The sequence below is a fragment of the Rhizobium sp. CB2179 genome, assembly GCF_057653455.1.
The window spans coordinates 2,991,227-3,016,305 of the sequence record NZ_CM172781.1; the positions used below are offsets into that span (position 1 = coordinate 2,991,227).

22 protein-coding genes are annotated in these 25,079 nt (G+C 61.5%); 8 read left to right on the forward strand and 14 right to left on the reverse strand.

Annotated features, from left to right (window positions below; translation table 11 throughout):
* Positions 1–2 precede the first annotated feature (2 nt).
* Both AC244Q_RS15000 and AC244Q_RS15005 read left to right on the forward strand, forming a co-directional pair.
* Positions 3–1,220, forward strand: coding sequence for a lytic murein transglycosylase (locus tag AC244Q_RS15000; protein WP_128407055.1), 1,218 nt, complete (start codon positions 3–5; stop codon positions 1,218–1,220).
* A 104-nt stretch (positions 1,221–1,324) separates the two neighbouring features.
* Positions 1,325–2,230, forward strand: a complete 906-nt coding sequence (locus AC244Q_RS15005; protein WP_012758308.1) for a DMT family transporter — start codon at positions 1,325–1,327, stop codon at positions 2,228–2,230.
* A 480-nt stretch (positions 2,231–2,710) separates the two neighbouring features.
* Here the strand turns inward: AC244Q_RS15005 and metF are convergent, their stop codons facing one another.
* From metF to AC244Q_RS15025, 4 genes are all read right to left on the reverse strand, one after another.
* Positions 2,711–3,619 carry a methylenetetrahydrofolate reductase [NAD(P)H] gene (gene metF, locus AC244Q_RS15010; protein ID WP_113545222.1) on the reverse strand — a complete coding sequence of 303 codons (909 nt, stop codon included), beginning with the start codon at positions 3,617–3,619 and terminating at the stop codon, positions 2,711–2,713.
* Between the two features lies 1 nt (position 3,620).
* Positions 3,621–4,646 carry an ArsR/SmtB family transcription factor gene (locus AC244Q_RS15015; protein ID WP_012758310.1) on the reverse strand — a complete coding sequence of 342 codons (1,026 nt, stop codon included), beginning with the start codon at positions 4,644–4,646 and terminating at the stop codon, positions 3,621–3,623.
* 162 nt (positions 4,647–4,808) lie between these two features.
* On the reverse strand, positions 4,809–6,458 hold the full coding sequence (gene ettA / locus AC244Q_RS15020; RefSeq protein ID WP_012758311.1) for an energy-dependent translational throttle protein EttA: 1,650 nt from the start codon (positions 6,456–6,458) through the stop codon (positions 4,809–4,811).
* Between the two features lie 98 nt (positions 6,459–6,556).
* A complete protein-coding gene (locus AC244Q_RS15025) occupies positions 6,557–7,297 on the reverse strand; it encodes a ribonuclease T2 family protein (protein ID WP_017994734.1) in 741 nt (246 codons plus the stop codon).
* Positions 7,298–7,454: 157 nt separating this feature from the next.
* Here AC244Q_RS15025 and AC244Q_RS15030 point away from each other — a divergent pair, with 157 nt between their 5' ends.
* Genes AC244Q_RS15030 through AC244Q_RS15045 form a run of 4 tightly spaced genes read left to right on the forward strand, consistent with a single transcriptional unit; the run spans position 7,455 to position 12,260 of the window.
* Complete coding sequence (locus AC244Q_RS15030; protein WP_128407056.1) at positions 7,455–8,384, forward strand: alpha/beta fold hydrolase; 930 nt, start codon at positions 7,455–7,457, stop codon at positions 8,382–8,384.
* A gap of 33 nt (positions 8,385–8,417) precedes the next feature.
* The gene (locus AC244Q_RS15035) at positions 8,418–9,374 is read left to right on the forward strand and encodes a DMT family transporter (protein WP_113545224.1); all 957 of its coding nucleotides are present in this window, start codon (positions 8,418–8,420) and stop codon (positions 9,372–9,374) included.
* Positions 9,375–9,391: 17 nt separating this feature from the next.
* Positions 9,392–10,594, forward strand: coding sequence for a succinate--glutarate CoA-transferase (gene caiB, locus AC244Q_RS15040; RefSeq protein ID WP_128407057.1), 1,203 nt, complete (start codon positions 9,392–9,394; stop codon positions 10,592–10,594).
* Between the two features lie 13 nt (positions 10,595–10,607).
* Positions 10,608–12,260, forward strand: coding sequence for a thiamine pyrophosphate-binding protein (locus AC244Q_RS15045; RefSeq protein WP_128407058.1), 1,653 nt, complete (start codon positions 10,608–10,610; stop codon positions 12,258–12,260).
* Between the two features lie 31 nt (positions 12,261–12,291).
* On the opposite strand, the gene AC244Q_RS15050 is transcribed toward AC244Q_RS15045, so the two are convergent.
* The 4 genes from AC244Q_RS15050 to AC244Q_RS15065 form a co-directional block, all read right to left on the reverse strand.
* Positions 12,292–12,642 (reverse strand): hypothetical protein, encoded by a 351-nt coding sequence (locus AC244Q_RS15050; protein WP_128407059.1) that lies wholly within the window; start codon positions 12,640–12,642, stop codon positions 12,292–12,294.
* A 13-nt stretch (positions 12,643–12,655) separates the two neighbouring features.
* Positions 12,656–12,997 carry a RidA family protein gene (locus AC244Q_RS15055; RefSeq protein WP_128407060.1) on the reverse strand — a complete coding sequence of 114 codons (342 nt, stop codon included), beginning with the start codon at positions 12,995–12,997 and terminating at the stop codon, positions 12,656–12,658.
* Positions 12,998–13,070: 73 nt separating this feature from the next.
* Positions 13,071–13,409 (reverse strand): protein tyrosine phosphatase family protein, encoded by a 339-nt coding sequence (locus AC244Q_RS15060; RefSeq protein ID WP_128407061.1) that lies wholly within the window; start codon positions 13,407–13,409, stop codon positions 13,071–13,073.
* 71 nt (positions 13,410–13,480) lie between these two features.
* Positions 13,481–14,320 (reverse strand): aldose 1-epimerase family protein, encoded by an 840-nt coding sequence (locus AC244Q_RS15065; protein WP_128407062.1) that lies wholly within the window; start codon positions 14,318–14,320, stop codon positions 13,481–13,483.
* Positions 14,321–14,681: 361 nt separating this feature from the next.
* Between AC244Q_RS15065 and AC244Q_RS15070 the strand changes: the two genes are divergently transcribed.
* Positions 14,682–16,082, forward strand: coding sequence for a L,D-transpeptidase (locus AC244Q_RS15070; RefSeq protein WP_128407063.1), 1,401 nt, complete (start codon positions 14,682–14,684; stop codon positions 16,080–16,082).
* A 75-nt stretch (positions 16,083–16,157) separates the two neighbouring features.
* On the opposite strand, the gene AC244Q_RS15075 is transcribed toward AC244Q_RS15070, so the two are convergent.
* The 6 genes from AC244Q_RS15075 to AC244Q_RS15100 all read right to left on the reverse strand — a co-directional run bounded on the left by AC244Q_RS15075 (position 16,158) and on the right by AC244Q_RS15100 (position 23,840).
* Entirely contained in the window at positions 16,158–16,871 is a 714-nt protein-coding gene (locus AC244Q_RS15075) for a ParA family protein (protein WP_128407064.1), read from the reverse strand.
* A gap of 229 nt (positions 16,872–17,100) precedes the next feature.
* On the reverse strand, positions 17,101–18,252 hold the full coding sequence (locus AC244Q_RS15080) for an iron-containing alcohol dehydrogenase (RefSeq protein ID WP_128407065.1): 1,152 nt from the start codon (positions 18,250–18,252) through the stop codon (positions 17,101–17,103).
* Entirely contained in the window at positions 18,249–19,634 is a 1,386-nt protein-coding gene (locus AC244Q_RS15085) for an aldehyde dehydrogenase family protein (RefSeq protein WP_012758321.1), read from the reverse strand. Before AC244Q_RS15085 ends, AC244Q_RS15080 begins: the two co-directional genes overlap by 4 nt.
* 243 nt (positions 19,635–19,877) lie before the next feature.
* The gene (locus AC244Q_RS15090) at positions 19,878–21,245 is read right to left on the reverse strand and encodes a glutamine synthetase family protein (protein ID WP_012758322.1); all 1,368 of its coding nucleotides are present in this window, start codon (positions 21,243–21,245) and stop codon (positions 19,878–19,880) included.
* Between the two features lie 147 nt (positions 21,246–21,392).
* Entirely contained in the window at positions 21,393–22,949 is a 1,557-nt protein-coding gene (locus AC244Q_RS15095) for an amino acid permease (RefSeq protein ID WP_026157428.1), read from the reverse strand.
* Between the two features lie 120 nt (positions 22,950–23,069).
* Complete coding sequence (locus AC244Q_RS15100; protein WP_012758324.1) at positions 23,070–23,840, reverse strand: N-formylglutamate amidohydrolase; 771 nt, start codon at positions 23,838–23,840, stop codon at positions 23,070–23,072.
* Between the two features lie 178 nt (positions 23,841–24,018).
* Here AC244Q_RS15100 and AC244Q_RS15105 point away from each other — a divergent pair, with 178 nt between their 5' ends.
* Positions 24,019–24,891, forward strand: a complete 873-nt coding sequence (locus tag AC244Q_RS15105) for a MurR/RpiR family transcriptional regulator (protein ID WP_128407066.1) — start codon at positions 24,019–24,021, stop codon at positions 24,889–24,891.
* The last annotated feature ends 188 nt before the right edge of the window (positions 24,892–25,079 follow it).

Below are 25,079 nucleotides of genomic sequence, written 5' to 3' on the forward strand. Positions count from 1 at the left end.
CCATGCACCGCTCGCTCGCAAGCTGCTCTGCACTCGCCCTCCTGTTTGCGCTTGCCCTCGCCGGCGTCGCGGCCGCCCAGCAGGCGCCTGACGCAGCCCCGGCCGCACCCTGCGGCGGCGATCTGTCCGCCTTCCTCGAAGGTGTCAAGAAAGACGCAGTCGCAGCCGGCGCCAGTGCGGCAGCCGCCGACGAGGCCTTCGCCGGCGCCGAGATCGACCCCAAGGTCCTGAGCCGGGATCGCGCCCAGGGCGTCTTCAAGCAGACCTTCCTCGAATTCTCCCAGCGCACCGTCAGCCAGGCCCGCCTCGACATCGGCCGCCAGAAGATGAAGCAATATGCCGACGTCTTTGCCCGCGCCGAGCAGGATTTCGGCGTGCCCCCGGGCGTCATCACCGCCTTCTGGGCGATGGAAACCGATTTCGGCGCCGTCCAGGGCGATTTCAACACCCGCAACGCTCTTGTGACGCTGTCGCATGATTGCCGTCGCCCGGAACTCTTCCGTCCGCAGCTGATCGCTCTTATTGAGATGGTCCAGCACGGCGACCTCGACCCCGCCACCAATACCGGCGCCTGGGCCGGCGAGATCGGCCAAGTGCAAATGCTGCCGCGCGACATCATTGCCTATGGCATGGATGGCGACGGCGACGGTCATATCCGCCTGAAGCAGAGCGGCCCGGACGCCATCCTGACGGCGGCGAAATTCATCCAGCACCTCGGCTTCGAGCGCGGCCAGCCCTGGCTGCAGGAAGTGACCGTGTCCGATAACCTGCCCTTTGAGAAGTCCGGTCTTGGCGGCACGATGAAAGCGGGAGAATGGTTCGCGCTCGGCGTCAAGCCGCGCGACGGCAATACCGCCTTCGGCAACTTGGAAGGCGATCTCGTTCTGCCACAAGGCCGCATGGGACCGGCTTTTATCGCCTATCCCAATTTCAAGATCTATCTCGAATGGAACAAGTCGTTCATCTACACGACCTCGGCCGCCTATTTCGGGACACGCCTTTCGGGCGCCGAACCCTATCTCAAGGGCGTGCCGGAACAGGGGCTTGCCAGCGACCAGATGAAGGCGCTGCAGACCAAACTGCAGTCGCTCGGCCATGATGTCGGCGAGATCGACGGCATCCTCGGCTCCGGCACACGTGTCGCGATCCAGAAGGAACAGCAGCGCCTCGGCATGCCGGCCGACGGCTGGGCGACGCCTGCCCTCCTCAACGCCCTCTGATCCCAGCTGACACCCTGCCGCCGCTCGCTTCGCAAGAAACGGGTGGCGCCGTTCGCCGCCTGCGCTAAAGCATCAAGCGAGCGGCTTGCGGTGGAGGAATCGGCGTGGACAGCAGGATGAATGCCTGGACCTGGGGTCTGCTGGTCCTGCTCGGCTTGATCTGGGGCGGCTCATTCTTCTTTGCCCGCATCGCCGTCCAGCACGTGCCGCCGCTGACCCTCGTCTTCTTCAGGCTGCTGCTCGCAGCGCTGGCGCTGCATATCTATATCGCCGGCCGTTTCGACTTCTATGCGATCCTCAAAGCCCGCTGGCGCGAATTCCTGATCCTCGGGCTCATCAACAATGCCCTGCCGCATGCGCTGATCTTCTTCGGCCAGACCCGCATCGGCGCCGGTCTTGCGGCGATCCTGAATGCGACGACACCGATCTGGACCGTGCTGATCGCCAACTACTTCACCTCAGACGAGAAGCTGTCGCCGGCAAAGATCGCCGGCTGCCTGGTCGGCCTGGCCGGAACGATCGTGCTGATCGGCCCCGGCATGTCGGCCGGTGGCGAAGCCCCGCTCTGGGCGCTGCTTCTTCCCGTGCTTGCTGCGATCTCCTATGGTTTCGCCGCCACTTACGGAAAACGCTTCAAGAATGTTCCCGCCCCTGTTACCGCAGCCGGCCAGTTGACCGCCTCTTCGCTGATTGCGCTGCCGCTGTCGCTGCTGGCCGATCGCCCCTGGGCGCTTGCCGCACCGCCGCTCGATGCCCTCCTCGCCATCCTGGCACTGGCGCTGCTGTCGACCGCCTTCGGCTACATCCTCTATTTCCGGATCATGGCAACGGCCGGCGCCACCAATGCCTCGCTCGTCACCCTGCTGGTGCCGCCGAGCGCCATCCTTCTCGGCGTGCTCTTCCTCGGCGAAAGGCTGGCCCTGAGCGAGTTTGCCGGCATGGCGCTGATCGGTTTCGGCCTCGTCATTCTCGACGGCCGCGCCTATCGCCTGCTGGCCAAGGCCGCCTAAAGCCGGTTGCGAATTCCACATGTTTTCAACCGGTTGCGATCCCGCCATGTTTTGGGCGCATAGGTAAATACGCAATCGCCTGATTTAACGGCATGTTAAATTGTGTGAACAAAAATTTGTTGAGAATTATCGATTTATTTCAAAAGCTTGCGAGAGCACTATTCGACTTATCCACCGAACCCTTCTGCAGCGCAGCATAAGATCTGCTTCCCAACCGACATATTTCAGACATATTATTGGCCGGTTAACGCGAGGAGACAGACATGGGACTCACGCAATCCTTGAATGTTCTGTTGGTCAGTGCAGCGTTTGCTTTCGTCTTGTCCATGCTCTTCATCTGAGCTGGCCGACGAAAGTGTAATGACTGATAGTGCCTAAACTCCTGAATAGCTGATCAATCCGCCAACGAAAAAGCGCATGTCCCGCCCGACATGCGCTTTTCACTTTTACAGCGCCGCGTGTCCTTCAGACGCGCAAAGATCAGGCGGCAGCGCCAGCACTTTTTGTTTCGCGGCGGGGGCGGGAGAGGCCGAGATTGTCGAGCACGGCGGAAACCAGCGGCGCACGGTTCATCGTATAGAGATGGAAGTCGTGGATGCCGCGCCGGACGAGATCTTCGATCTGTTCGGCAGCGACTTCGGCGGCGACCTTCGCCCGCTCCTCGGGCTTGTCGTCGAAGCCTGCAAAGCGCTCGTCGAGAAAGGCGGGGATAACAGTGCCGCAGGCCCCGGCGAAGCGCTTCAGCTGCGTCAGGTTCTGGATCGGCATGATGCCGGGCACGACAGGGATCGAGATGCCGGCGCCGCGCACCCGCTCCAGGTAGCGCTCGAAATTGTCGTTGTCGAAGAAGAACTGCGTCAGTGCCCGGTCGGCGCCATTGTCGGCCTTGCGCTTCAGCATGTCGATATCGGCCGCCGTATCGCGGCTCTCCGGGTGTTTTTCCGGATAGGCGGAAACCGAAATCTCGAAATCGCCGATTTCCTTCAGGCCGGCCACCAGCTCCGCCGCATTGGCATATCCGCCGGGATGCGGCTGGTAGGGCACGCCGGCACCACCGGGCGCATCGCCGCGCAGCGCCACGAAATGCGTCACACCGGCTTTGCGGAACGTGTCGACCACCTGATGCGTCTCTTCCTTGGTCGCGCCGACGCAGGTGAGATGCGAGGCGGTGGCAAGCGGCGTCTGCGACAGGAACCGCGTGACGGTGGAGAGCGTAGGCGCTCTGGTGGTGCCGCCGGCGCCATAGGTTACCGACACGAAATCCGGGTCCCAATCCTGCAGCTGGCTAACCGTGTGCCAGAGCTGCCCTTCCATCTCCTCCGATTTCGGCGGGAAAAATTCGAAAGAGACCCTGATGTTGCGGCCGCGCGCATCGTTTTTCAAAGCCATGTTATACCCTCCCGGCAAATGTAGGTTCGGCGCCTTCGCTCGTCTGCGAAGCCATGAGGCGCCTCGGATCGCGCGCGAGCCAGACGGTGACCGTCAACCCCTGCCCGCTTTGCTGACCCGGATGAAGATCGACGACCTGCTCGACGTCGAGCCCGGCCTTGCGTAACCAGTCGGACATCGCCTGGTGCGAAAAACCGAGACGGACATGCGCATGCTCGCCGCGGAGATATTCGAGCGTGTGCGGCGCAAGGTCGATGACCACGAGCCGGCCGCCCGGCCGGAGCATGCGCGCCGCTTCCGCGATCGCAATCTCCGGCTGATCGAAGAAATGCAGCACCTGATGGATCGTCACCAGATCGAAGTCCTGTCCCTCGAAAGGCAGGTTCAGGATATCGGCGTGGCGCACGGTGGCCTTGGTGATGCGGGACTTGTCGAGATTGGCGCGGGCCACGCTCAGCATGTCGCGGCTGGCATCGACGCCGGTCGCCCTGCGGTAGAGCCCGGACAGGAGTTCGAGGATGCGGCCGGTGCCGGTGCCAAGATCGAGCAGCGAGTCGATCGGCTGGCTGCCGAGCAGCCGGATGACGGCAGCGTCGACCTCCTCATCGGCCGCATGCAGGCGGCGAAGTTCGTCCCATTCGGCCGCGTTGCGGCTGAAATAGGCCTGTGCCCGCTCGGCGCGCTGGCGCTTGACCAGCGAAAGCCGCTCGCCGTCGCGAAGGATGGTCGGATCGTTCTCGGAAACATGCTTCAGCAACGCCCGCACCAGCATGGCTGCCTTACCGTCCTGCTTGAGGCGGAAATACGCCCAGGCGCCCTCCTGGTAGCGTTCGATCAGTTCGGCCTCGCCAAGCAGCTTCAGGTGGCGGGAGATGCGGGGCTGGGATTGGCCGAGAATTTCGGTAAGATCGGTCACCGTCAGATCGCCGCCGTCAAGAAGCGCCAGAAGACGCAAGCGCGTGGGCTCGCCGGCCGCCTTCAAGACGTCCACCAGCGCATCCAGTCCAAGCTTCAAGGGTTCGCTCATCTTCGATCCAATCAAGATATAAAGATATCTTTATGTGATTTGAAAAGCGGTGGCAAGCGGCAATTCGCACTCTCCGCGAAATTGGCTGCTCAGATTGCGACAAGGCGCGACATGAAAAAGCCCCGGCCGAACCGGGGCTTCCGCAAGCAAAAATGAGTGAAATCAGCGGGTCAGGCGCTTGTGAGCCTGGCTGCCCGGGTTGAGGGCGTCGGGGCCGAGACGGCGAACCTTGTCCTGTTCATAATCCTCGAAGTTGCCTTCGAACCATTCGACATGGCCGTCGCCTTCGAAAGCCAGGATATGCGTCGCCAGACGGTCGAGAAACATGCGATCGTGGCTGATGATGATGGCGCAGCCGGCAAAGTTCTCCAGCGCGTTTTCCAAGGCACCCAGCGTTTCCGTATCGAGGTCGTTGGTCGGTTCGTCGAGCAGCAGAACGTTGCCGCCGGCCTTCAGCATCTTGGCAAGGTGAACACGGTTGCGCTGACCACCAGAGAGATTGCCGACCTTCTGCTGCTGGTCGCCGCCCTTGAAGTTAAAGGCGCCGCAATAGGCACGGGAGTTCATGTCGAACTTACCAAGCTTGATGATTTCGGCGCCGCCGGAGATTTCCTCCCAGACCGTCTTGTCGGCCGCAAGGGTGTCACGGCTCTGGTCGACATAACCGAGATGCACGGTCTCGCCGATGCGGATCGAACCGCCATCCGGCGTTTCCTGGCCAGTGATCATCCTGAATAGCGTCGTCTTACCGGCGCCGTTCGGGCCGATGATGCCGACGATGCCGCCTGGCGGCAGCTTGATCGACAGGTCGTTGATCAGCGTGCGGCCCTCGAAGCCCTTGGTGATGCCGTCCATCTCGATGACCACCTGGCCGAGGCGCTCGCTGACCGGGATGATGATCTGTGCGTCGCCGGGACGCTGCTTCTCGGCGGCATCCACCAACTGCTCGTAGGACTTGATACGCGCCTTGGACTTGGCCTGACGGGCTTTCGGGCTGGACGCGATCCATTCCTGTTCGCGGCTGATCGCCTTCTGGCGCGATGCATCTTCGCGGCTTTCCTGCAGCATCCGCTTGGCTTTCGCCTGCAGGTAGGCCGAATAGTTGCCTTCGTAGGGAATGCCACGGCCGCGGTCGAGTTCGAGGATCCAGCCGGTGACGTTGTCCAGGAAGTAGCGATCGTGGGTAATCATCATCACGGCGCCCGGATAGTCGCGCAGATGTTTTTCGAGCCAGGCGATGGTTTCGGCGTCCAGGTGGTTGGTCGGTTCGTCGAGCAGCAGCAGATCCGGCTGCGAAAGCAGCAGGCGGCAGAGCGCGACACGGCGTCGCTCACCACCCGAAAGGCTGGTGACATCGGCGTCACGCGGCGGGCAGCGTAGCGCTTCCATCGCCATTTCGACCTGGCTTTCCAGATCCCAGAGGTTCTGGCTGTCGATGACGTCCTGAAGCTTGGCGCCCTCTTCCGCCGTCTCATCGGAATAATTCATCATCAATTCGTTGTAGCGATCGAGGACAGCCGTCTTCGAGGCAACGCCTTCCATGACGTTCTCGAACACCGTCTTGTTTGCATCGAGGTGCGGCTCCTGCTCGAGGTAGCCGACCGTCGCACCTTCGGCGAGCCAGGCTTCGCCGGTATACTCCTTGTCCTGGCCCGCGATGATGCGCAGTACGGTGGATTTACCCGCGCCGTTCGGACCGAGGATACCGATCTTGGCATCGGGGTAGAACGAAAGGTGGATATTCTCCAGGATCTTCTTGTTGCCATAGGCCTTGTTGAGGCCGGACATATGATAGATGAACTGACGTGCCATGCTGCGCTGCTCCGGGCGGGAAACTTTGATTGTGCCGCTATGTAGGCGAAACAGCGCCTCCGGGCAACGCCGAAACCCGGTTTACTCAGGAATTCCGGTCAAAAGCCCGCAGCGTCGACGACGCCCTCGTCGCAGCCGAACGACGTTTTTCCAGCGCCCTGGATCAGATCGGCAAGCCCGGCACTTTTCGCCGATGCCGCTCCGGCAGCTTCCGAAAGCCCGATCGTCAGCTCGCTGATCATCCTGATATTGCCGGCCCGCCGGCAGCTCATCTTGACACGATCGCCGGCACCCGGCCCGAAGCTCTTGTCGAAAGCCGCTTTGATCGCTTCGGCCTTGACCGGTTTGCCGATATTGGCAGCGAAGAGATCGCGCACGGCCGACGCGTTGAGTGCGCCCACGAGGTGCACGCCGACGCCGAAATAGTCGTCGGCGCTCATCTTCGTGCAGGTGCCATGCTTCACCCACTCATGCCGTTCCAGGCCGGACTGCGTGCCGGGCATCGCCTTTGCGAGCGCCGCCTGCGTCTCCGCCGCAAGCGTGACCTCCGGCAGCTTGTTCCAGTCGCCGTCCTTGTCGGCGGCCTTCTGCTCGGCGCTCACGCCGCAATAATCCTGCCGCATCGGCCAAAGTCCGTGCAACGAAAAGTTCGTCGCGTCGGGGCGCTCGCCGGTCTGGCTCGCACACTCGGCTTTCTTCTGGTTCGTCTGACAAAAGGCCGGCTGCCAGCTCGCCGCCAGAATGAAGCGGGTGCGCCCGCCGGCCTCCTGCGCCACGCCGGCGCCGGCAACAACCATCGACACGGCAAACGTCAAGGTACGCAACTGCATGCTGCTCATTTCAACCCCCAAAAAAGAACAATACAGGAACAAATAAGCATCAAAATTAAAAGGCCGCAACCCTGAATCGCAACAAGGCCGCAAATTGTTATCAGATAGTCAAATGCCCATGTTGCAATTACCCGGCGATCTGGTCTGTTGTCGCCGGGAGGACCACATGTTTTCTGAAACGCAAAGGCTCGCCGTATCAGGGGCGTCGCTGGCCTATCACCATGCTGAGGCCATCACCCTTCCACGCGGTATCCTGCTGATATCCCATGGCTTGGCCGAACATTCGAAACGATACCGCGTCTTTGCCGAGACGATGGCGGCACGCGGTTATCATGTCTATGCCCATGATCATCGAGGCCACGGCGAGACGACGGCACCCGACGCGCCGATCGGCCGTTTTGCCCGGCGCGGTGGGGTCGAAAGGGTGATCGGCGACGTCATCGCTATGCGTAGCCATGCGGCCTCCCGTCGTCCCGGCCTGCCGGTGATCCTCTTTGGCCATTCGATGGGTGGCCTCATCGCCCTCAACGCTGCCGTCACAGCTCCGGCCGACTTCGACGCCGTCGCCGTCTGGAATTCGAATTTCGCCGTCGGCCTTGCCGGCCGCGCCGCCCAGGCAATCCTGCTTGCCGAGCGCATGCTGAAGGGCTCCGACGTGCCGAGCGGCCTGCTGCCGAAGCTTACCTTCGGCACCTGGGGCAAATCCATTGCCGGCCGCCGCACCGAGTTCGATTGGCTGTCGCGTCTTCCCGATGAAGTCGACAAGTACGTCAGCGATCCACTCTGCGGCTTCGACGCCTCGGTCTCTCTCTGGCTCGATCTCTTCGAGCTGACCTTCCGCGCGCCGCAGAAAATCCATCTCGACCGGCTGGCGCGGGATATGCCGATCCATTTGGTCGGCGGCGGAGAAGACCCGGCGACGGAACGTGGAAAAGCCGTGCTCTGGCTGTCAAACCATTTGAAAGGCAAAGGCTTCTCCCGTATCAGCACTGAGATATATCAGGACATGCGGCACGAAACATTGAATGAGATCGGCGCGCATGCGGCGATCGCAGCCTTCGCGGACTGGTGCGACAGGGCCGTCGCAAGATCCTGAGCGACCAATATCCTGAGTGACAGGGATTTCATCATGAACACCACCTCCGCCCGCCGCGTTTCGTCCGCTTCCGACGTGACGATGGGACTTGTGCTGATGTTCATCTCGGTGATGTTCTCGCCGCTCATCGATATTTTCGCCAAGCTTGCCATCGTCACCGTCCCCTCCGCGGAGATCACCGCCGGCCGCTTCGCCGTACAGGCGCTCTGCATGCTGCCGATTGTGATATGGCGGCGCAGCTTCGCCGAATTCTCCTGGCGCCAGAACCTGTTCCATGCCATCCGCGGCGCGATCATCACCGTCTCGATGATCTCCTTCGTCACCACGCTGAAATACATGGCGGTCGCCGACGCGATCGCGATCTTCTTCGTCGAGCCGATCATGCTGACGATCCTCGGCGGTATCTTCTTGAAGGAGACGATCGGCTGGCGGCGCTATAGCGCCTGCGGCGTCGGCTTCTTCGGGGCGATGCTGATCATCCAGCCGAGTTTCGAGGAGGTCGGCTACATCGCGCTTCTGCCTGTCGTCAGCGCGCTCTGCATCGCCATCTTCGTGCTGATGACTCGCGTCCTCTCGCACAGGGAAGACCCCTGGGCGATGCAGTTCCAAATGGGCATCTGGGGCCTGCTCTTCTGCACCATCCTGCTTTTCCTGGGCCAGGGAACCGGCTCCGATCTCTTCGATCCCGTCATGCCGGATGGCCGCGCCTGGTTCTATGTCGCCGGCGTCGGCGCCATGGCCGCGATATCGGGCATCCTCGGCGTCTATGCCTATCGCGCGGCACCGGCATCGACGCTGGCGCCGCTGCAATATTTCGAGATCGTCTCGGCGACGATCTTCGCCTGGCTGGTCTTCGGCGACTTTCCGGATGCCGTCAAATGGCTCGGCATTGCCATCATCGTGGCATCGGGCTTCTACATCCTCTGGCGAGAGCGCCGCTTTGCTTCAAAGCCCGTATCCGATACATCTGAGGTGACGCTGGCGCCGTAGATATTGCCGGGAGGAACATGACAGAGACCGTGACCAAAAAGCCGCCGCTTGCCGGCATCCGGGTGATCGAGCTTGCCCGCGTGCTCGCCGGCCCCTGGGCGGGACAGATGCTCGCCGATCTCGGCGCCGACGTCATCAAGGTCGAAAATCCCGACGCCGGCGACGATACACGCCAATGGGGCCCGCCCTTTGTCGAGGGCGCCGATGGCGAGAACCTCTCGGCCGCCTATTACCACGCCGCCAATCGCGGCAAGCGCTCTGTCACCGCCGACTTGAAGAGCGCCGAAGGCCAGGACCTCGTCCGCCGCCTCGTCTCCACCGCCGATGTGGTCATCGAGAATTTCAAAGTCGGCGGCCTCGTCAAGTACGGGCTCGATTATGACAGCATGCGCAAGATCAACCCGAGGCTCGTCTATTGCTCGATCACCGGCTTCGGGCAGAACGGCCCTTATGCCAGCCTCGCCGGCTACGATTACATCGTCCAGGGCATGTCCGGCTTCATGTCGATTACCGGGGAGCCGGGTGGCCAACCGATGAAGGCAGGTGTCGCCATCGCCGATATCTTCACCGGCATCTATGCCGTCGCGGCGATCGAAGCCGCTCTGATCCATGCCCTGAAGACCGGTGAAGGCCAGTTGGTCGACATGGCCCTGCTCGATGTGCAATCGGCCGTGCTCGCCAATCAGAACATGAATTACCTGGTCTCCGGCGAGGCGCCGACCCGCCTCGGCAATGCCCATCCCAATATCTCGCCCTATGAGGTCGTGCCGACGGCGGACGGGTATCTCATTCTCGCAGTTGGAAACGACGGCCAGTTCCGCCGCCTCTGCACCATCCTTGGCCTGGAGACCATCGCCAGCGACGAGCGTTTCGCCACCAACAAGGCCCGCGTCGGCAATCGCGGCGAAGTGCGCCGCCTCGTCTCCACCGAGACGCTGAAATGGCAGAAGGCGGATCTGCTGAAGGCCTGTGAAGAGAACGCGGTTCCATCAGGCGCAATCAACACGATCGAGGAAATGTTCGCCCATCCGCAGGTACAGGCTCGCGGCCTGCGCATCGACCTTGCGGATGCCGCCGGCACCGTGATCCCCGGTGTCAGGACGCCTGTGGTGCTGTCGGAGACGCCGCTGCGTTATATCAGGCCGAGCCCGCGTCTCGGCGAACACCAGGCAGAAATTCTGACGGAACTCGCCGAGCGCGAGAGGAAGGCATCGTCATGAAGAAGGCATTGTCATGAAGAAGACGGGCGGGGAACTGATCGTCGAGGCGCTGAAGGCGAACGGCGTCAAGCGTCTCTCCTGCGTGCCCGGCGAGAGCTTCCTCGCCGTGCTCGACGCGTTGCGCGACAGCGATATCGACGTCCTCGTCTGCCGCCAGGAGGGCGGAGCGGCGATGATGGCGGATTGCTGGGGTAGGCTGACCGGCGAACCTGGTATTTGCATGGTGACCCGTGGCCCCGGCGCCACCAACGCCTCCGCCGGCCTGCATATCGCCAAGCAGGACTCTATCCCGATGATCCTGTTCATCGGCCAGGTGCAGCGCGAAGCGCGTGAGCGCGAGGCCTTCCAGGAGGTCGAGTTCCGCCGCGCCTTCACCGAATTCGCCAAATGGGTGGGCGAGATCGACGATGCCGCCCGCATTCCCGAGTTCGTCACCCGCGCCTTTGCGGTCGCAACCTCCGGCCGGCCCGGCCCTGTCGTGCTGACGCTGCCGGAGGACATGCTGCGCGATGAGGTCGAGGCACCCCGCGCCAGGCACTATGCCAGCGTCGAGGCCCATCCCGGCCGCCGCCAGATCGACGATTTCTATCTCCGCTTGCTGAAGGCCGAGCGGCCGATGGTGATCCTTGGCGGCACGCGCTGGGACGCCGATGCCGTCGCCGATTTTCAAAGTTTCGCCGAGCGTTTCCAACTGCCCGTCGGCTGCTCCTTCCGTCGGCAGATGCTGTTCGATCATCTCCATCCCTGCTACGCCGGCGATGTCGGCATCGGCATCAATCCGGCGCTGGCAAAGGAGATCAAGGAGAGCGACCTGCTGATCCTGCTCGGCAGCCGCATGTCGGAAATGCCGTCCTCGTCCTATACGCTGATCGATATCCCCTACCCCCAGCAATCGCTGGTGCATATCTATCCCGACGCTTCCGAGCTTGGCCGCATCTATCGTCCGGATCTTGCCATCTGCGCCGCACCTGCCGATTTCGTCGCCGCACTCGCCGATCTGGAAGCGCCGGCCGAACCACACTGGACCGAGCGCACCGCGCGCCTGCACCAGGCCTATCTCGCCTGGTCGAAGCCGCCCTTGAGCGGACCGGGCGCCGTCCATATGGGGCCGATCATGGAATGGCTGGAGGCCAATACCGGGCAGGACGCGATCTTCACCAATGGCGCGGGCAACTACGCCACCTGGGTGCACCGCTTCCATCGTTTTCGCCGCTTCAACACCCAAGCCGCCCCCACCTCCGGCTCGATGGGTTACGGCCTGCCGGCCGCCGTCGCCGCCAAGCGGCTCTTTCCCGAGCGCGAGGTCATCTGCTTTGCCGGCGACGGCTGCTTCCTGATGCACGGCCAGGAATTCGCCACCGCCATCCGCTACGGCCTGCCGATCATCGCAGTCGTCGTCAACAATGGCATCTACGGCACGATCCGCATGCATCAGGAGCGCGAGTATCCCGGCCGCGTCAGCAGCACCGATCTGACCAATCCCGACTTCGCAGCCCTTGCCCGCGCCTATGGCGGCCACGGCGAGACAGTGGAAAAGACCGAGGATTTCGCCCTGGCGTTCGAGCGAGCGCGCGAAAGCGGCAAGCCGGCGATTATCGAAATCAAGCTCGATCCCGAAGCAATCACGCCCGCACGGACACTGACGCAAATCCGCGAGAAATCCTGATTGAAATGCAGCATTTGAGGCAGCGTGAACCTCAGCGGGCGAGTTCGCGCCTCAGCATTCTGCCCAGCTGATCGCAGCTTGCTTTGGTATATTGTTTGGTTGGCTGCCGCGTGACACCCCGGCGAGCAGTACTAAAGGCCCGTTCTGTGGCAGATTCCGGGTCTTTGAGTTCCTTTCGGGCAAACTCCAGAAAAAGAGCTTTCGCGTCACTGACGACCTGTGGACGCTTATAATGGATGTCGCAAGTCAATGCGATGACCATGCTCACTGAGGCCACGCCAAGCCCCTGACCTTTGGGGATTGGCGGAAGTTCTTCCGCGGAAGCCACGGAAGCCGCAAGGCTACCGGCAAAACAAAACATCAGCAGGCGCCTCGTCGACATCCGTGTCCCCAAATCAGATCGCAGCCGTGATGATAAACTCGACCTTGTATTTCGGCGCAGCGAGCTTGGCTTCGCTGGTGGCGCGGGCCGGCGGATTGGCCGGATCGATCCAGCCTTCCCAGACGGCATTCATCTCGGCGAAATCGGCGATGTCCGCGAGGTAAATGATCGTCTGCAGGATCTTCGACTTGCTGCTGCCCGACGCAGCCAGCAGGCGGTCGACTTCGGCAAGCGAGGACTTGCACTGATCGGTGACGCTTTCGCCCTCGCCGACCTGGCCTGCGAGATAGACTGTATTGCCGTGAATGACGGCGCCGCTCATGCGCGAGCCGACGTCGATACGCTTGATGCTCATCATAGTCTCCTGAGTGAATGGAAGGTGGCGGCGCTGAGGTTCAACGCCGGAAAATCGGCGCCCGGAACGGGACTCAATTACGGATATGGTGGGTCTTCTGGTAAATCGCCGTCGAGCGTGCGCCGGAACGGCAATAGCCGAGCATCGGCCGCGGGAATTCGTCGAGCGCGTCGACCATGCCCTGCACGGCTTCCTCGGTCACGCCCATCGGCCCGACAGGCACGTGGGCGATATTAAGGCCGAGTTCCTTGGCGCGCGCCTCGATAACGGAGAACGACGTCTGGTCGGGACTTTCGTGGTCGGGGCGGTGGCAGACGATCGATTTGAACCCCAGCGTCTTGATTTCGTCGAGCTCCTCAAGCGTGATCTGGCCCGAAACCGAATATTCATCGTCGATCTGGCGAATATCCATCGTCTTGTCTCCTCAAAAATCGTGGGCTGAAGGTCTACGACGGAGGTCTGCCAGCGTCAACAACACTTCGCTCACAGGAAGGCAAAGGTCAGCGCATAGCTGCGGCTCTCGCCGGGCGCCAGCATGTTGAACTCACCGGCGGCCTCGAGCTCGTCGCGCGATATCCAGCGATGTGAAACCGGCTCGATGCCGATGATATGGGCTGGCGCCTTCTGGTTCCGCCAGACCTGCAGATGCGGTAGCGTGTCGGTACGGAAGCGCACCCGCAGCGTCCTGCCGCCGATTGCGGCGATCGGTCCGAGGCGGACCTCCGCGAACCCCTCCTCCGTCGCCGGCGCCGCGACGCAGAAGATGCCGCTCAGTTCCTCGCCGAACGCCCAGGGAAAACCGCCATTTTCCAGCATCCGGCCTTCGAGCCGCGTGCCCTCGTCCAGCCATTTGCCGCCGGTGTTCATGTGGTACATCAGGAAGGTCGGCACCGTCTGATCGCTGGTATTGACGACCCGATCCTCAAGCCGCACCTCGCCAGTCGCCCCATCGATCCGCCACAGCCGCTCGATGCGCTGCGGCAGTCCCTCGACAGTGGTGATGTCGATATCGGCGCGGCATTCGGCATTGCCATTCTCGAACTTTGTCCACAGCACCTTTGCCGCGTGGCCGGAGGCCGATCCGTGCAGCGGATAGACCTTGCCGTCATCCCGGCCGGGGATCGGCTGACGGTGGCGGATATGGTCTGGCCCGCAGGTGAAGAGGAAGCCCTCGAGCGAGTGATCGATTCGTGGATCGCCGTCATCGGGAATGGCGCGCTTCGGCGCGATGTCGACGCCGTCGACGATGCATCCGCCGATATCCAGCACAGATGTTTCGTCCAGCATCAGGCGCGGCCCGCTTGCGGCGGCAAATTCGATCATCACGGTCTCCTTGGGGAATTGTCGGCCCCTTTAGAGCGCTAAGCGTCTTTTCGGACGCACAAAGGACGCTCTAACACTTTGAATCAACGCATCATGCTTTGCGAAAAACGGAATCGATTTTCGCAAAACATGATGCGCCAGCGTTAGGTTTCATGCCGCCATTCGTCAATCGGCGTCGCCTGCATCTTCCGTTTTTGCAGCAACCGTTGAATTTGCGGAACTGACACAAGGACGCAAACGTTTATGAGCAAAAGAAAATCTTAGTGATTTTCATATTTTGTTCAGCACGCTTTCATAAATTCCACACTAGCGTCAAAATTCGCAGGTGTGTGTCTGCCAGTCACTGTTCGAGGTATGAGACGTGAATCGCTTTTTGAAGTCGGCATTTTGCCTCGCAGCCGTCCTGGCTGCTCTTGCGGCTACAGCGCCGGAGGCAGGCGCGCAGCAGTTCCGCGATCGCCGCCAGAGCGATATCGTGCTTGTGACGCCGAGCGGCGAAATCCTCGACTATGTTCCAGCTGGCTATATCTACGCCCGCGACCGTAGCGGCAATCGCGTGTTGGTCGACGACTATGGCAACGTCGTCGCCACCGAGATGCGCGCGCGGGGCTACTATCCGCCGCGGCCGGGCCCGCGTGAGGTCTATAACGACCAGTATGGCAACGACCCCTATTATTCCGACAACAACCCCGATGGCGATACGCGTTATTCCGAGCGCGGTGCCGTCACCGGCGGCATACCGCGCGATGCGGCGATCGAACGCCGGCCGCTCGGCGACCAGCCCTATCCCGATGACAACAGCATCGGCAATCCGCAACCCGGCGACGACTATGCCTCGATCGACCCCGACCAGCAGATCCCGCCCGCCGACCAGCCGAAGGCAGCACCCGATGAGCCCGTCATCACGCTGAAGAACAAGTCGAAGCCCGAGATCGTCGCATTACAGGTCTTCCTCGATCGCGCCGGCATCTCTCCGGGCGTCATCGACGGCCATATGGGCTCGAACGTCACCAAGGGCATCTACGCCTATGACCAGATGACAGGCTCCAAGCTCGATCCGAACGACACCGACGCCATTCTGGAAGAACTGCGCATGACCGGCGGCCTGCCTGTGGTCAGCTACACGATCACGCCCGCCGATGCGGCCGGCCCCTTCGTCGCCGAGATTCCGGAAGACTATTCGCATAAGGCGTTGCTGCCGTCGCTGGCATACACCTCGACCACCGAGATGCTCGCCGAGCGTTTCCACATGGATGAGGCTTTCCTCAAGGAGATGAACCCCGGCGCCGATTTCACCGTTGCCGGCACCGTCATCAAGGTCGTCAATCCAGGCGAGCCGAAGAGCGGCGCGGTTGCGCGCATCATCGCCGACAAGGGCCGTAAGCAGGTCTTCGCTTATGACGGCGCCGGCAATCTGCTTGCCGCCTATCCGGCATCGATCGGCTCCACCGACACCCCCTCGCCGTCAGGCACGGTCACCGTCGAGCGCGTCGCCCTCAATCCCGGCTACACCTACAATCCGAAGATCAATTTCCAGCAGGGCGCCAACGACAAGATCCTCAACATTCCGCCCGGCCCGAACGGCCCCGTCGGCACCGTCTGGATGGCGCTCTCCAAGCCGACCTACGGCATTCATGGCACGCCCGAGCCCTCGAAGATCGGCCGCACCCAGAGCCACGGCTGCATCCGCCTGACCAACTGGGATGCCACCGAGCTTGCCAAGATGGTGAAGCCGGGAGTGACGGTCGAATTCGTCGACTGAAATCATTCTGACGACAACAACGATAAGGCCGCCGGATCGCTCCGGCGGCCTTGTCGTTTCAGGTGGGGGCTATATTCAAGCGGCCGAGCGGACCATCGGGCTCGTCACGCGGGCGGATACCGTCAGCCTCACCGGCAGCTTGCGCATCATTTCCTCGGCAAAACAGGTAGCGTTCTCACGGGCCTTGTCGAGGTTGCTGACGCGCGTCGGATCGATCGTGTGCAGCGTGCCGCCACAGTCGAAGATGTCGCGGAAGGCGGAGCGTTCGATGATCGCCGTATCGAGCACCGGCACATGCCGCTCGCTGAGCAGTGACTTTACGACTTGCAGCGCCCGCGTCGTCACCATCGAATTGACGCGGGTGAGCACCACCGAATGGCCGATCTTGATGCCGGCCTTCTCATCCAGATACTGCAGCAGTTCGAGCACCTGCGCACCGCCGCGCGCATCCATCGCACAGCCTTGGATCGGGATCAGCACGTGGTCGGAAAGGCCAACGGCAGTGGCAAGCAGCGGATTGCGCGCACCCGGCAGGTCGACGATGAAATAGTCGGTATTGTGCTTGTTCTCGCTGATATGCACCGGCAGCGACGCAGTTGTGACGAAATCGATCACCGAAAGATTGGGTACATGACCTGATATTTCGTGCCAGCGCGAAATCCAGTGTTGCGGATCGGCATCGAGAATGGTGACGCGATAACCTTTGCGGGCAAGCTCGGTCGCGAGCAGCAGAACAGCGGTCGTCTTGCCGGCGCCGCCCTTGGTATTTGCGAATGTGATGACAGGCATGTTCGGTCCTCGGAAGGAATGGTGCGAGCCGGAATCGCTCTTTTACGCACCGTCGGAGCATCGTGCGGTTAATTCATTCTTTCTAATCATGGTTAACAAATTCGAAAGACGCGCGGCGAAATTGCAGCCGGTATTTTTCACATCCCTAAAAATAGGGATGCCGCCGGAACGAAAAAGGCCTGGGAAACCGCGGTTTTCCAGGCCAGTCTGTTGGTCCGCTCTTATGTCGTCAGAAGCAATCTTTGAATAGTGCCTTGGTATTTTCAAGCGTCAGCGCAACCGGGTTGCCGCCGGCGCTCGGATCTTCGATCGCCATGGCCGACAATTCGTCGATGCGGTCGGCAGCGATTCCCATCGCCGACAGCGTCTCCGGCACGCCGAGTTCGGAGCGGAGCTTCAGCACATAGTCGTAGAACCCGTCGAAACCACCCGAAATGCCGAGATAGGCGGCGGCGCGGCCGATCTTCTCCTCGATCGCCTTGCGGTTGAAGCGCAGCACCGCCGGCATCACCACCGCGTTGGTCATGCCGTGATGGGTGTTGTAGACGGCGCCGATCGGGTGCGACAGCGCGTGAATGGCGCCGAGCCCCTTCTGGAAGGCGACCGCGCCCATGGCGGCAGCGGCCATCATGTTGGCGCGAGCCTCCAGATCCGTGCCTTCCCTATAGGCGCGCGGCAGGAATTCCTTGACGAGCCGCATGCCTTCGAGCGCGATGCCGGCTGACATCGGGTGATAGAAGGGCGAGGAATAGGCCTCCAGGCAATGGGCGAAGGCATCCATGCCGGTGCCGGCCGTGATGATCTTCGGCATGCCGACCGTCAGTTCCGGATCTGAAATGACGACGCCAGGCAGGAACTTCGGATGGAAGATGATCTTCTTCACATGCGTTTCGGAATTGGTGATGACGCTGGCGCGCCCGACTTCCGAACCGGTGCCTGCCGTTGTCGGCACAGCGACGATCGGGGCGATGCCGTCCAGGCTTGCACGCGTCCACCAGTCGCCGATATCTTCGAAGTCCCAGACCGGCCGCGTCTGGCCGGCCATGAAGGCGACGCACTTGCCGAGATCGAGGCCAGAGCCGCCGCCGAAGGCGACGACGCCGTCATGGCCGCCATCCTTGAAAGCCCTGACGCCAGCTTCGAGGTTCTTCTCGTTCGGGTTCGGATCGACATCGGCAAAGATCGCCCGGCCGAGACCGGCATCTTCGAGGATATCGAGCGCAGTCTTGGTGATCGCCATCGAGGCAAGGCCACGGTCGGTGACGAGCAGCGGCTTCTTGATGCCGAGGCTCTTGCAGGCGTCAGCCAGTTCCGCGATGCGGCCTCGGCCGAGCTTGACCGATGTCGGATAGCTCCAGTTTGCGGTGATGTTGCTGCTCATGCTGTGACTTTCTTCAGATGGAAGGATTTCGGGCGCGTCAGATTGTGGAAGCCGATGATCGACAGCGAGCCGCCGCGGCCGGTCTCCTTGACGCCGGTCCAGCAAAGCGCCGGATCGAGATAGTCTGCGCGGTTCATGAAAACGGTGCCGGTTTCGATCTCGCGGCCGAGCCGCCCTGCCCGCTCGGCATCCCTGGTCCAGAGCGAGGCCGTCAGCCCGTACTGGCTGTCGTTCATCAAAGCGAGTGCCTCCTCGTCGCTCTTCACTTTCATGATGCCGACTGCCGGACCGAAAGTCTCCTCGCGCATGAAGGCCATCGAGTGGTCGACATCGACGAGAATCTGCGGTGCGAGATAAGCGCCGCCGTCATCCTGGGGGAAAAGCTTGGGATCGACAAGCGCTTTGGCGCCCTTGGAAACCGCATCGGCGATCTGCTCGCGCACCACCTTGGCGAAGCGCTTATGTGCCATCGGCCCGAGCGAGGTTTCCGGATCGAGCGGATTGCCGAGCTTGTAGTTCGATACCCAGGCAACCGATTTCTCGACGAAGGCGTCGTAGAGCGATTCATGCACATAGATGCGCTCGATGCCGCAGCAGCACTGGCCGGAATTGTAGGTCGCGCCATCCATCAGCGTGTCGACGGCCGCCTCGAGATCGGCGTCCTCCATGACATATCCCGGATCCTTGCCGCCGAGTTCGAGGCCGAGGCCGGTGAAGGTGCCGGCAGCCGCCCGTTCCATCGACCGCCCGCCTTCGACCGATCCGGTGAAGTTGACGAAATTGAAGCTGCCGGCGGCAATCAGCGCTGACGTCGTTTCATGATCGAGAAAGACGTTCTGGAACACATCCTCGGGAACGCCGGCCTCGATGAAAGCCTGCACCAGCCTCTCGCCGACCAGCAGCGTCTGCGAGGCATGCTTCAGCACGACGGTGTTGCCGGCCATCAGCGCCGGCGCAATCGTGTTGATCGCCGTCATATAGGGATAGTTCCATGGTGCTACGACGAAGACGACGCCATGCGCCTCGCGCTCGATGCGCCGCTCGAAACGATCGCTCTCCTCGACGACAACAGGCGCCATCGCATCCGCCGCGATCGAGGCGACATAGTTGGAACGCTCGTTGAAACCCTTGTATTCGCCGCCGTACTTGATCGGCCGGCCCATCTGCCAGGCAAGCTCCGGCACGACGACATCGGACATCTCGTTCAGCCGCGCAGCACCCTTCAACACCAGTTGCACACGCTCTTCGAGCGGCCGCTTCGCCCAGCCCTTCTGCGCCTTGCGCGCACGCGCCACGACGTCCTTAGCGGCGTCGAGCGAAAGGGCTGCGCGCTCGGCATAGACCGACCCGTCAACCGGTGAAATGCATTGGATCATTGCCATGATCTGTTCCTGTCCTCGTATTCTTCAAAATTTGAGTGAGGCCGTGGCCCCTCATCCGCCTGCCGACACCTTCTCCCCGTAAACGGGGCGAAGGGGATATGCCGCACCGGCTTTCCCCAACATCGACGCTGCGTTTGGCACGTCCCCTCTCCCCGTTTTTACGGGGGTCCGTAGGACGGGTCGAGACCAGTGGCTCGACCCCGGCAAGGTTAGGGTCAGGGCCAAGCAAATCGCAAATACCTATTAAGCTCTTTCGAAACCGCGCGCCACTTCCCAATCGGTGATGCGGCGGTCGTATTCTTCCTGCTCCCATTCGCCGGCGCGCGTATAGTGGTCGATCACGTCGTCGCCGAAGGCCTTGCGCAGCATCGCCGATTCCGTCATCGCCGCCGTGGCCGCGCGCAGCGTGCGCGGGATCTCGCGAACGCCCTTGCCGCCATAGGCGTCGCCGACAAAGGGCGCTTCGAGTTCGAGCTTGTTCTCGATGCCGTCAATGCCGGCGGCAAGCAGCGCGGCGAAGGCGAGATAGGGATTGAGATCGGAGCCGCCGACGCGGCACTCGATACGGATACCCTTGGTCTCTTCGCCGCACAGGCGATAGCCGGCGGTGCGGTTGTCCTTGCTCCAGATCGCCTTGGTCGGCGCAAACGTGCCGGCCATGAAGCGCTTGTAGGAGTTGATGTAGGGCGCCAGGAAATAGGTGATCTCGCTCGCATGGGCGAGAAGCCCGGCAACGTAATTATGCATCAGCGGCGACATGCCGTATTTGCCGGTATGGTCGAAGAACAGCGGCTTTTCCTCCAGGCTCCAAAGCGACTGGTGGATATGCGAGGAACTGCCGGCAGCATTGTAATTCCACTTGGCCAGGAAGGTGATGGCCTTGCCCTTCGACCAAGCAATCTCCTTGCAGCCGTTCTTGATGATCGCGTGCCGGTCGGCCATGGCGAGCGCATCGGCGTAGCGCACGTTGATCTCCTCCTGGCCGGCCGAAGCCTCGCCCTTGGAGTTCTCGACCGGGATGCCGGCGCCCTGCAGCCCGGTGCGGATCGCCCGCATCACCTCTTCTTCCTTGGTGGTCTGGAAGATGTGGTAGTCCTCATTGTAGGCGCTGACGAGCTTGAGGTTGCGGTAGCCGGAAGCCTGCGCCGCCTCGTAGGTCTGGTCGAACAGGAAGAATTCGAGCTCGGAGGCCATGTAGGCCTTCATGCCCATATCCTCGAGCCGCTTCACCTGCTTCTTCAGGATCGCGCGCGGCGAGTGGGCGACCTCCTCGTGCGTATGATGATCGAGCATATCGCAGAGCACCAGCGCAGTGCCTTCGAGCCAGGGAATACGACGCAGCGTCGCAAGATCCGGCTTCATCGTATAGTCGCCGTAGCCCTTCTCCCAGCTCGTCGCCTTGTAGCCGGAGACGGTCTCCATCTCCATGTCGGTGGCGATCAGGTAGTTGCAGCTGTGCGTTTCCTTCCAGGCGCTCTCGACGAAATATTCCGCCTGAAAACGCTTGCCCATCAGCCGGCCCTGCATATCCACCTGGCAGGCCAGAACCGTGTCGATGCGCCCTTCGGCAACATCCTTCCTGAGATCGTCGATTGTGTAGCTGCTGCTCATGATTGTTCCGCCTGAATTGGGATTGAGAAAATCGGGGCAACGAAATCGCATGCGCTCGGCCGGACTTTGCGGCCCGATGCCTTTTCGTTGAACCGGTGATGGGGCCGCAGGATGCGGCCCCGCCATTTGAGAGGGAAGCCTCGATGCTTAGTTTTCGCCGCTTTCGCCGACGGCTGCTTCGGCGGCCGCGATCTCGGCCTGACGCTTTGCCACTTCCGCACCGATCGGCGGCCCTTTGAAGCGGCGGCTTTCGAAGCCGAACCAGACGATCGCCGTCAGCACCAGGAAACCGACGGTGATGTAGAGCGCCCATTCGTTCGGCGGCTGAATGCCGAGGATGAAGATCAGGATCATCGCGATGACGGTCAGCACGGCAAAGAGCTTGAAGACGCCTTCGCCGAGGTTCCACGGCCCCATCTTGTCCCACTTCGACGTGCCCCAGGCGAACAAGCCGAGCGTGATCGGGATCGCGAAGGAGAAGAACAGGAAGATGACTGTGCACGAGACGACGATCGTATAGACCGGCGTGTCACCAATCGTAGCGAGCGAGGAGCCCCAGACGAACAGAACCGAGAGGATCGAGCCGGTCCAGATCGCAGCCACCGGCGTGCGGTACTTTGGGCTGACTTTCGACAGGACCTTCGACGCCGGCAGACCGCCGTCACGCGAGAAGGCGAAGATCATGCGCGAGACCGAGGTAACGGTCGCAAGGCCACACAGCCACTGGCTGACGAGGATGGCAAGATAGAGAATGTCCTTGACGATCGGGTTGACCTGGCTGTCCATCGCCCAGAAGAACACGTTCCAGCCCTGCTTTGCCGCATCATCCATATTCGGCAGCATGAGCACGAAGGCGCACAGCATGATATAGCCGAAAAGCGCCGACCAGAGCACCGAGGCAACCATGCCACGCGGCACCGATTCGGCAGCTTTGACCGTCTCTTCCGACGTATGCGCCGAGGCATCATAGCCGGTAATGGTGTAGATCGGCAGCAGCAGGCCGAGAAGGAAGACCCAGGCGCCCGAGGTGGAAGGCCAGACGTTGCCGCCGACTTCGCCGGAATAGTTGGCGAAAGTGAAGAGACGGCCGATCTCATAGGAGGGCGCTGCGATGAGGCAGACGGCCGACAGCGCGATAGCGGTCGCGAAGATGAGATAACCCGAGAAATCGGTCAGCTTCGCGGTCAGTCCGATGCCCATGTGGTTCACGAGCGCCTGCGCGCCGGTGATGACCACGAGGAAGATGATGCGCACCGTCGTCGTGTCGGTCAGCCCGAGATAGCTGGTGCCGAACGAACCCATGAAGAAATAATAGGTGCCGACATTGATGGCGCCCAACACGGTGACGAGACCGAGCAAGTTGAACCAGGCGGTCACCCAGCCGGTGAAGCGGTTTCCGAGGATCGAGCTCCAGTGATAGAGGCCGCCGGCCGTAGGATAGGCCGAGCTGATCTGCGCCATGCCGATGGCGAAGACGAGCGAGATGAAGCAGCCGACTGGCCAGCCGATGCCGATGGCGGCGCCGCCGGCACCCGAGGTCGCCTGCGCCAGCGAATTTATGCCGCCGGAGAGAATGCAGATGATGGAAAATGAGACGGCAAAGTTCGAAAACGAGCTCATGCGTCGTTCGAGTTCTTGGGCATAACCCATGGAATGCAGGATGTGCACATCCTGCTTCTTGTCCAGTTCGGTATAATCCGACATGACTTCCCCCTGTTCACGATCGGCCGCGGAATTGCGGGCCGATTCAGTGCCAATTGTCCGCGGCATTTGCGCCATGCGGACGTCCGCAGTTAAACTGCTCCCTCGGGTCTTCTTTTTATGTCAGGCGTCCAGACTTTGCTGGAGCAGCCCTTTCAGATAGTCGGCCATGACCCCTTGGCCGATATCGTCTGCGATGAGGTCATTGCGGACCTCGATCATCACATTGCGCAAGCCGTTCGACAGCCCGTGCAGGATCAGCGTGTGGGTCACGCCGTCCTCGGGCCCGTAAGGCTCGTTGCGTTCCACCCTGTAAAGCGGCGCCTCGGCCGCAGCCGCCAGCATAAGGTCGGCGAGCCGGCTGTCCTCATCGTGCAATATGCCGAGTTCGACGGCGCGTTCGCGGCCGTGATAGACCGGCGTAAAGCTGTGCATCGTCACGATGATGCTGTCCTGTGCCCTCGCCCGGCGATCGCGGATCAGCCCGCGAATGGCGTCGTGGAAAGGCACGTAGAGCGAGTCGGTGCGCGCAAGTCGTTCTTCGGGGCTCAAATCCTTGTTGCCGGGAATGGCGTAGATCTCGCTGGTCTCCGGCATTGCGCCGGGTGAACTGGGCGGTCGGTTGCAGTCGTAGATAAGCCGCGAGAACCTCTGGTAAACGAGCGTCGCGTCGAGCGCTTCCGATATGCTGCGGGCGACCGCAAGCGCGCCTGGATCCCAGGCAATGTGACTGGAGAGCGCTTCGCTGGGCAGGCCGAGATCGCCGAAAACGACTGGAAGCGCATTCGAAGCGTGCTCGCAGATGAGAAGCACCGGGCTCCGGCCGTGGATACGTTCGATCCCGACGCAGTCACCGTCCGCTTCACTGAGGATTTTCGGCCGGGCCAGCACCAAAGGCGCCACTCCTATCCCTTAACAAATTCTTGATGAAGAAAAGAATTCTTCAGGTTTCGGCCGGTGTCAAGCATCCACTGAAAATTTCTTTTCATGACAGTGGTTGACATGGATTATGACAGCGTTGTTAACTTTGAGTGGGAAAGTGGCGCCAGACCATCCCGGGGAGCATAGTTACGTGACAGTTGCGTCGAAGACGGTTTCGGACGTCATACACTCGCATTTGGGGGTGTTGACGCGCGCCGAGAAGCAGTTGGCCGAAAGCCTTCTCGACAATTATCCGGTTTCCGGCCTCGGCAGCATCACCACGATTGCCGAGAATGCCGGCGTCTCGACGCCGACCGTCGTGCGCATGGTGCAGAAGCTCGGCTTCAAGGGCTATCCGGACTTTCAGGCGCATCTGCATCAGGAAGTCGAGGCGACGATCTCGAACCCGATCGCCAAGCACGACCGCTGGGCGCAAAATGCGCCGGGCACCCACATTCTCAACCGTTTCGCCGATGCCATCATGGGCAATCTGCGCCTGACTCTGACCGATCTCGATACCGCGACTTTCGACAGCGTCGCCGCGCTGCTTTCCGACCGCAAGCGCGGCCTTTATTTCGTTGGTGGCCGCATCACCGGCGCGCTTGCCGAGTATTTCTTCACCCATATGCAGGTGATCCGGCCGGCAACGACGCTGCTATCGTCGAATTCCAGCAGCTGGCCGCAATATGTCCTCAACATGAATGCCGGCGACATCCTGATCATCTTCGACATCCGACGCTACGAGCAGGAGATGGTGAGCCTTGTAACCGCCGCCCGCAAACGCGGCGCCGAAATCATCGTCTTCACCGACCAGTGGGGCTCGCCGGCCGCCAAGCTCGCCAGGCATGCCTTCCGCGTCCGGATCGAGGCGCCGTCGGCCTGGGATTCCTCCGTGGTCACCCTGTACATCGTCGAAGCGCTGATCGAGGCCGTTCAGAATTCGACCTGGGAGGAGACGAAGGAGCGCATGAAGACACTGGAAGGCCTGTTCGAGCAGACCAGGCTTTTCCGCAAACCGGGTTAGGAGGACAAGACTAAAACAAAAGAAAAACAATGACGGATTTTTCGCGGAAACAGACGGCGTTGTCGCAAATAAAACATTTGCCACAACCACCGCTATTCACAGCAGAATTAACGTCATCCAACTGTCACACAAGCTTCATGTAATCTCATTAACAGCATCGCCAGACACTGAAAACCCGAAGGAGAACA

Coding starts and splice junctions, on each gene's coding strand:
- AC244Q_RS15060 (WP_128407061.1), bottom strand. CDS start 13,409: ATGGATATTCGCCAGATCGACGATGAATATTCGGTTTCGGGCCAGATC.
- AC244Q_RS15065 (WP_128407062.1), bottom strand. CDS start 14,320: ATGATCGAATTTGCCGCCGCAAGCGGGCCGCGCCTGATGCTGGACGAA.
- AC244Q_RS15095 (WP_026157428.1), bottom strand. CDS start 22,949: ATGTCGGATTATACCGAACTGGACAAGAAGCAGGATGTGCACATCCTG.
- AC244Q_RS15080 (WP_128407065.1), bottom strand. CDS start 18,252: ATGAGCAGCAACATCACCGCAAACTGGAGCTATCCGACATCGGTCAAG.
- caiB (WP_128407057.1), top strand. CDS start 9,392: ATGACAGAGACCGTGACCAAAAAGCCGCCGCTTGCCGGCATCCGGGTG.
- AC244Q_RS15015 (WP_012758310.1), bottom strand. CDS start 4,646: ATGAGCGAACCCTTGAAGCTTGGACTGGATGCGCTGGTGGACGTCTTG.
- ettA (WP_012758311.1), bottom strand. CDS start 6,458: ATGGCACGTCAGTTCATCTATCATATGTCCGGCCTCAACAAGGCCTAT.
- AC244Q_RS15075 (WP_128407064.1), bottom strand. CDS start 16,871: ATGCCTGTCATCACATTCGCAAATACCAAGGGCGGCGCCGGCAAGACG.
- AC244Q_RS15055 (WP_128407060.1), bottom strand. CDS start 12,997: ATGAGCATCAAGCGTATCGACGTCGGCTCGCGCATGAGCGGCGCCGTC.
- AC244Q_RS15085 (WP_012758321.1), bottom strand. CDS start 19,634: ATGGCAATGATCCAATGCATTTCACCGGTTGACGGGTCGGTCTATGCC.
- AC244Q_RS15000 (WP_128407055.1), top strand. CDS start 3: ATGCACCGCTCGCTCGCAAGCTGCTCTGCACTCGCCCTCCTGTTTGCG.
- AC244Q_RS15090 (WP_012758322.1), bottom strand. CDS start 21,245: ATGAGCAGCAGCTACACAATCGACGATCTCAGGAAGGATGTTGCCGAA.
- AC244Q_RS15035 (WP_113545224.1), top strand. CDS start 8,418: ATGAACACCACCTCCGCCCGCCGCGTTTCGTCCGCTTCCGACGTGACG.
- AC244Q_RS15050 (WP_128407059.1), bottom strand. CDS start 12,642: ATGTCGACGAGGCGCCTGCTGATGTTTTGTTTTGCCGGTAGCCTTGCG.
- metF (WP_113545222.1), bottom strand. CDS start 3,619: ATGGCTTTGAAAAACGATGCGCGCGGCCGCAACATCAGGGTCTCTTTC.
- AC244Q_RS15030 (WP_128407056.1), top strand. CDS start 7,455: ATGTTTTCTGAAACGCAAAGGCTCGCCGTATCAGGGGCGTCGCTGGCC.
- AC244Q_RS15025 (WP_017994734.1), bottom strand. CDS start 7,297: ATGAGCAGCATGCAGTTGCGTACCTTGACGTTTGCCGTGTCGATGGTT.
- AC244Q_RS15045 (WP_128407058.1), top strand. CDS start 10,608: ATGAAGAAGACGGGCGGGGAACTGATCGTCGAGGCGCTGAAGGCGAAC.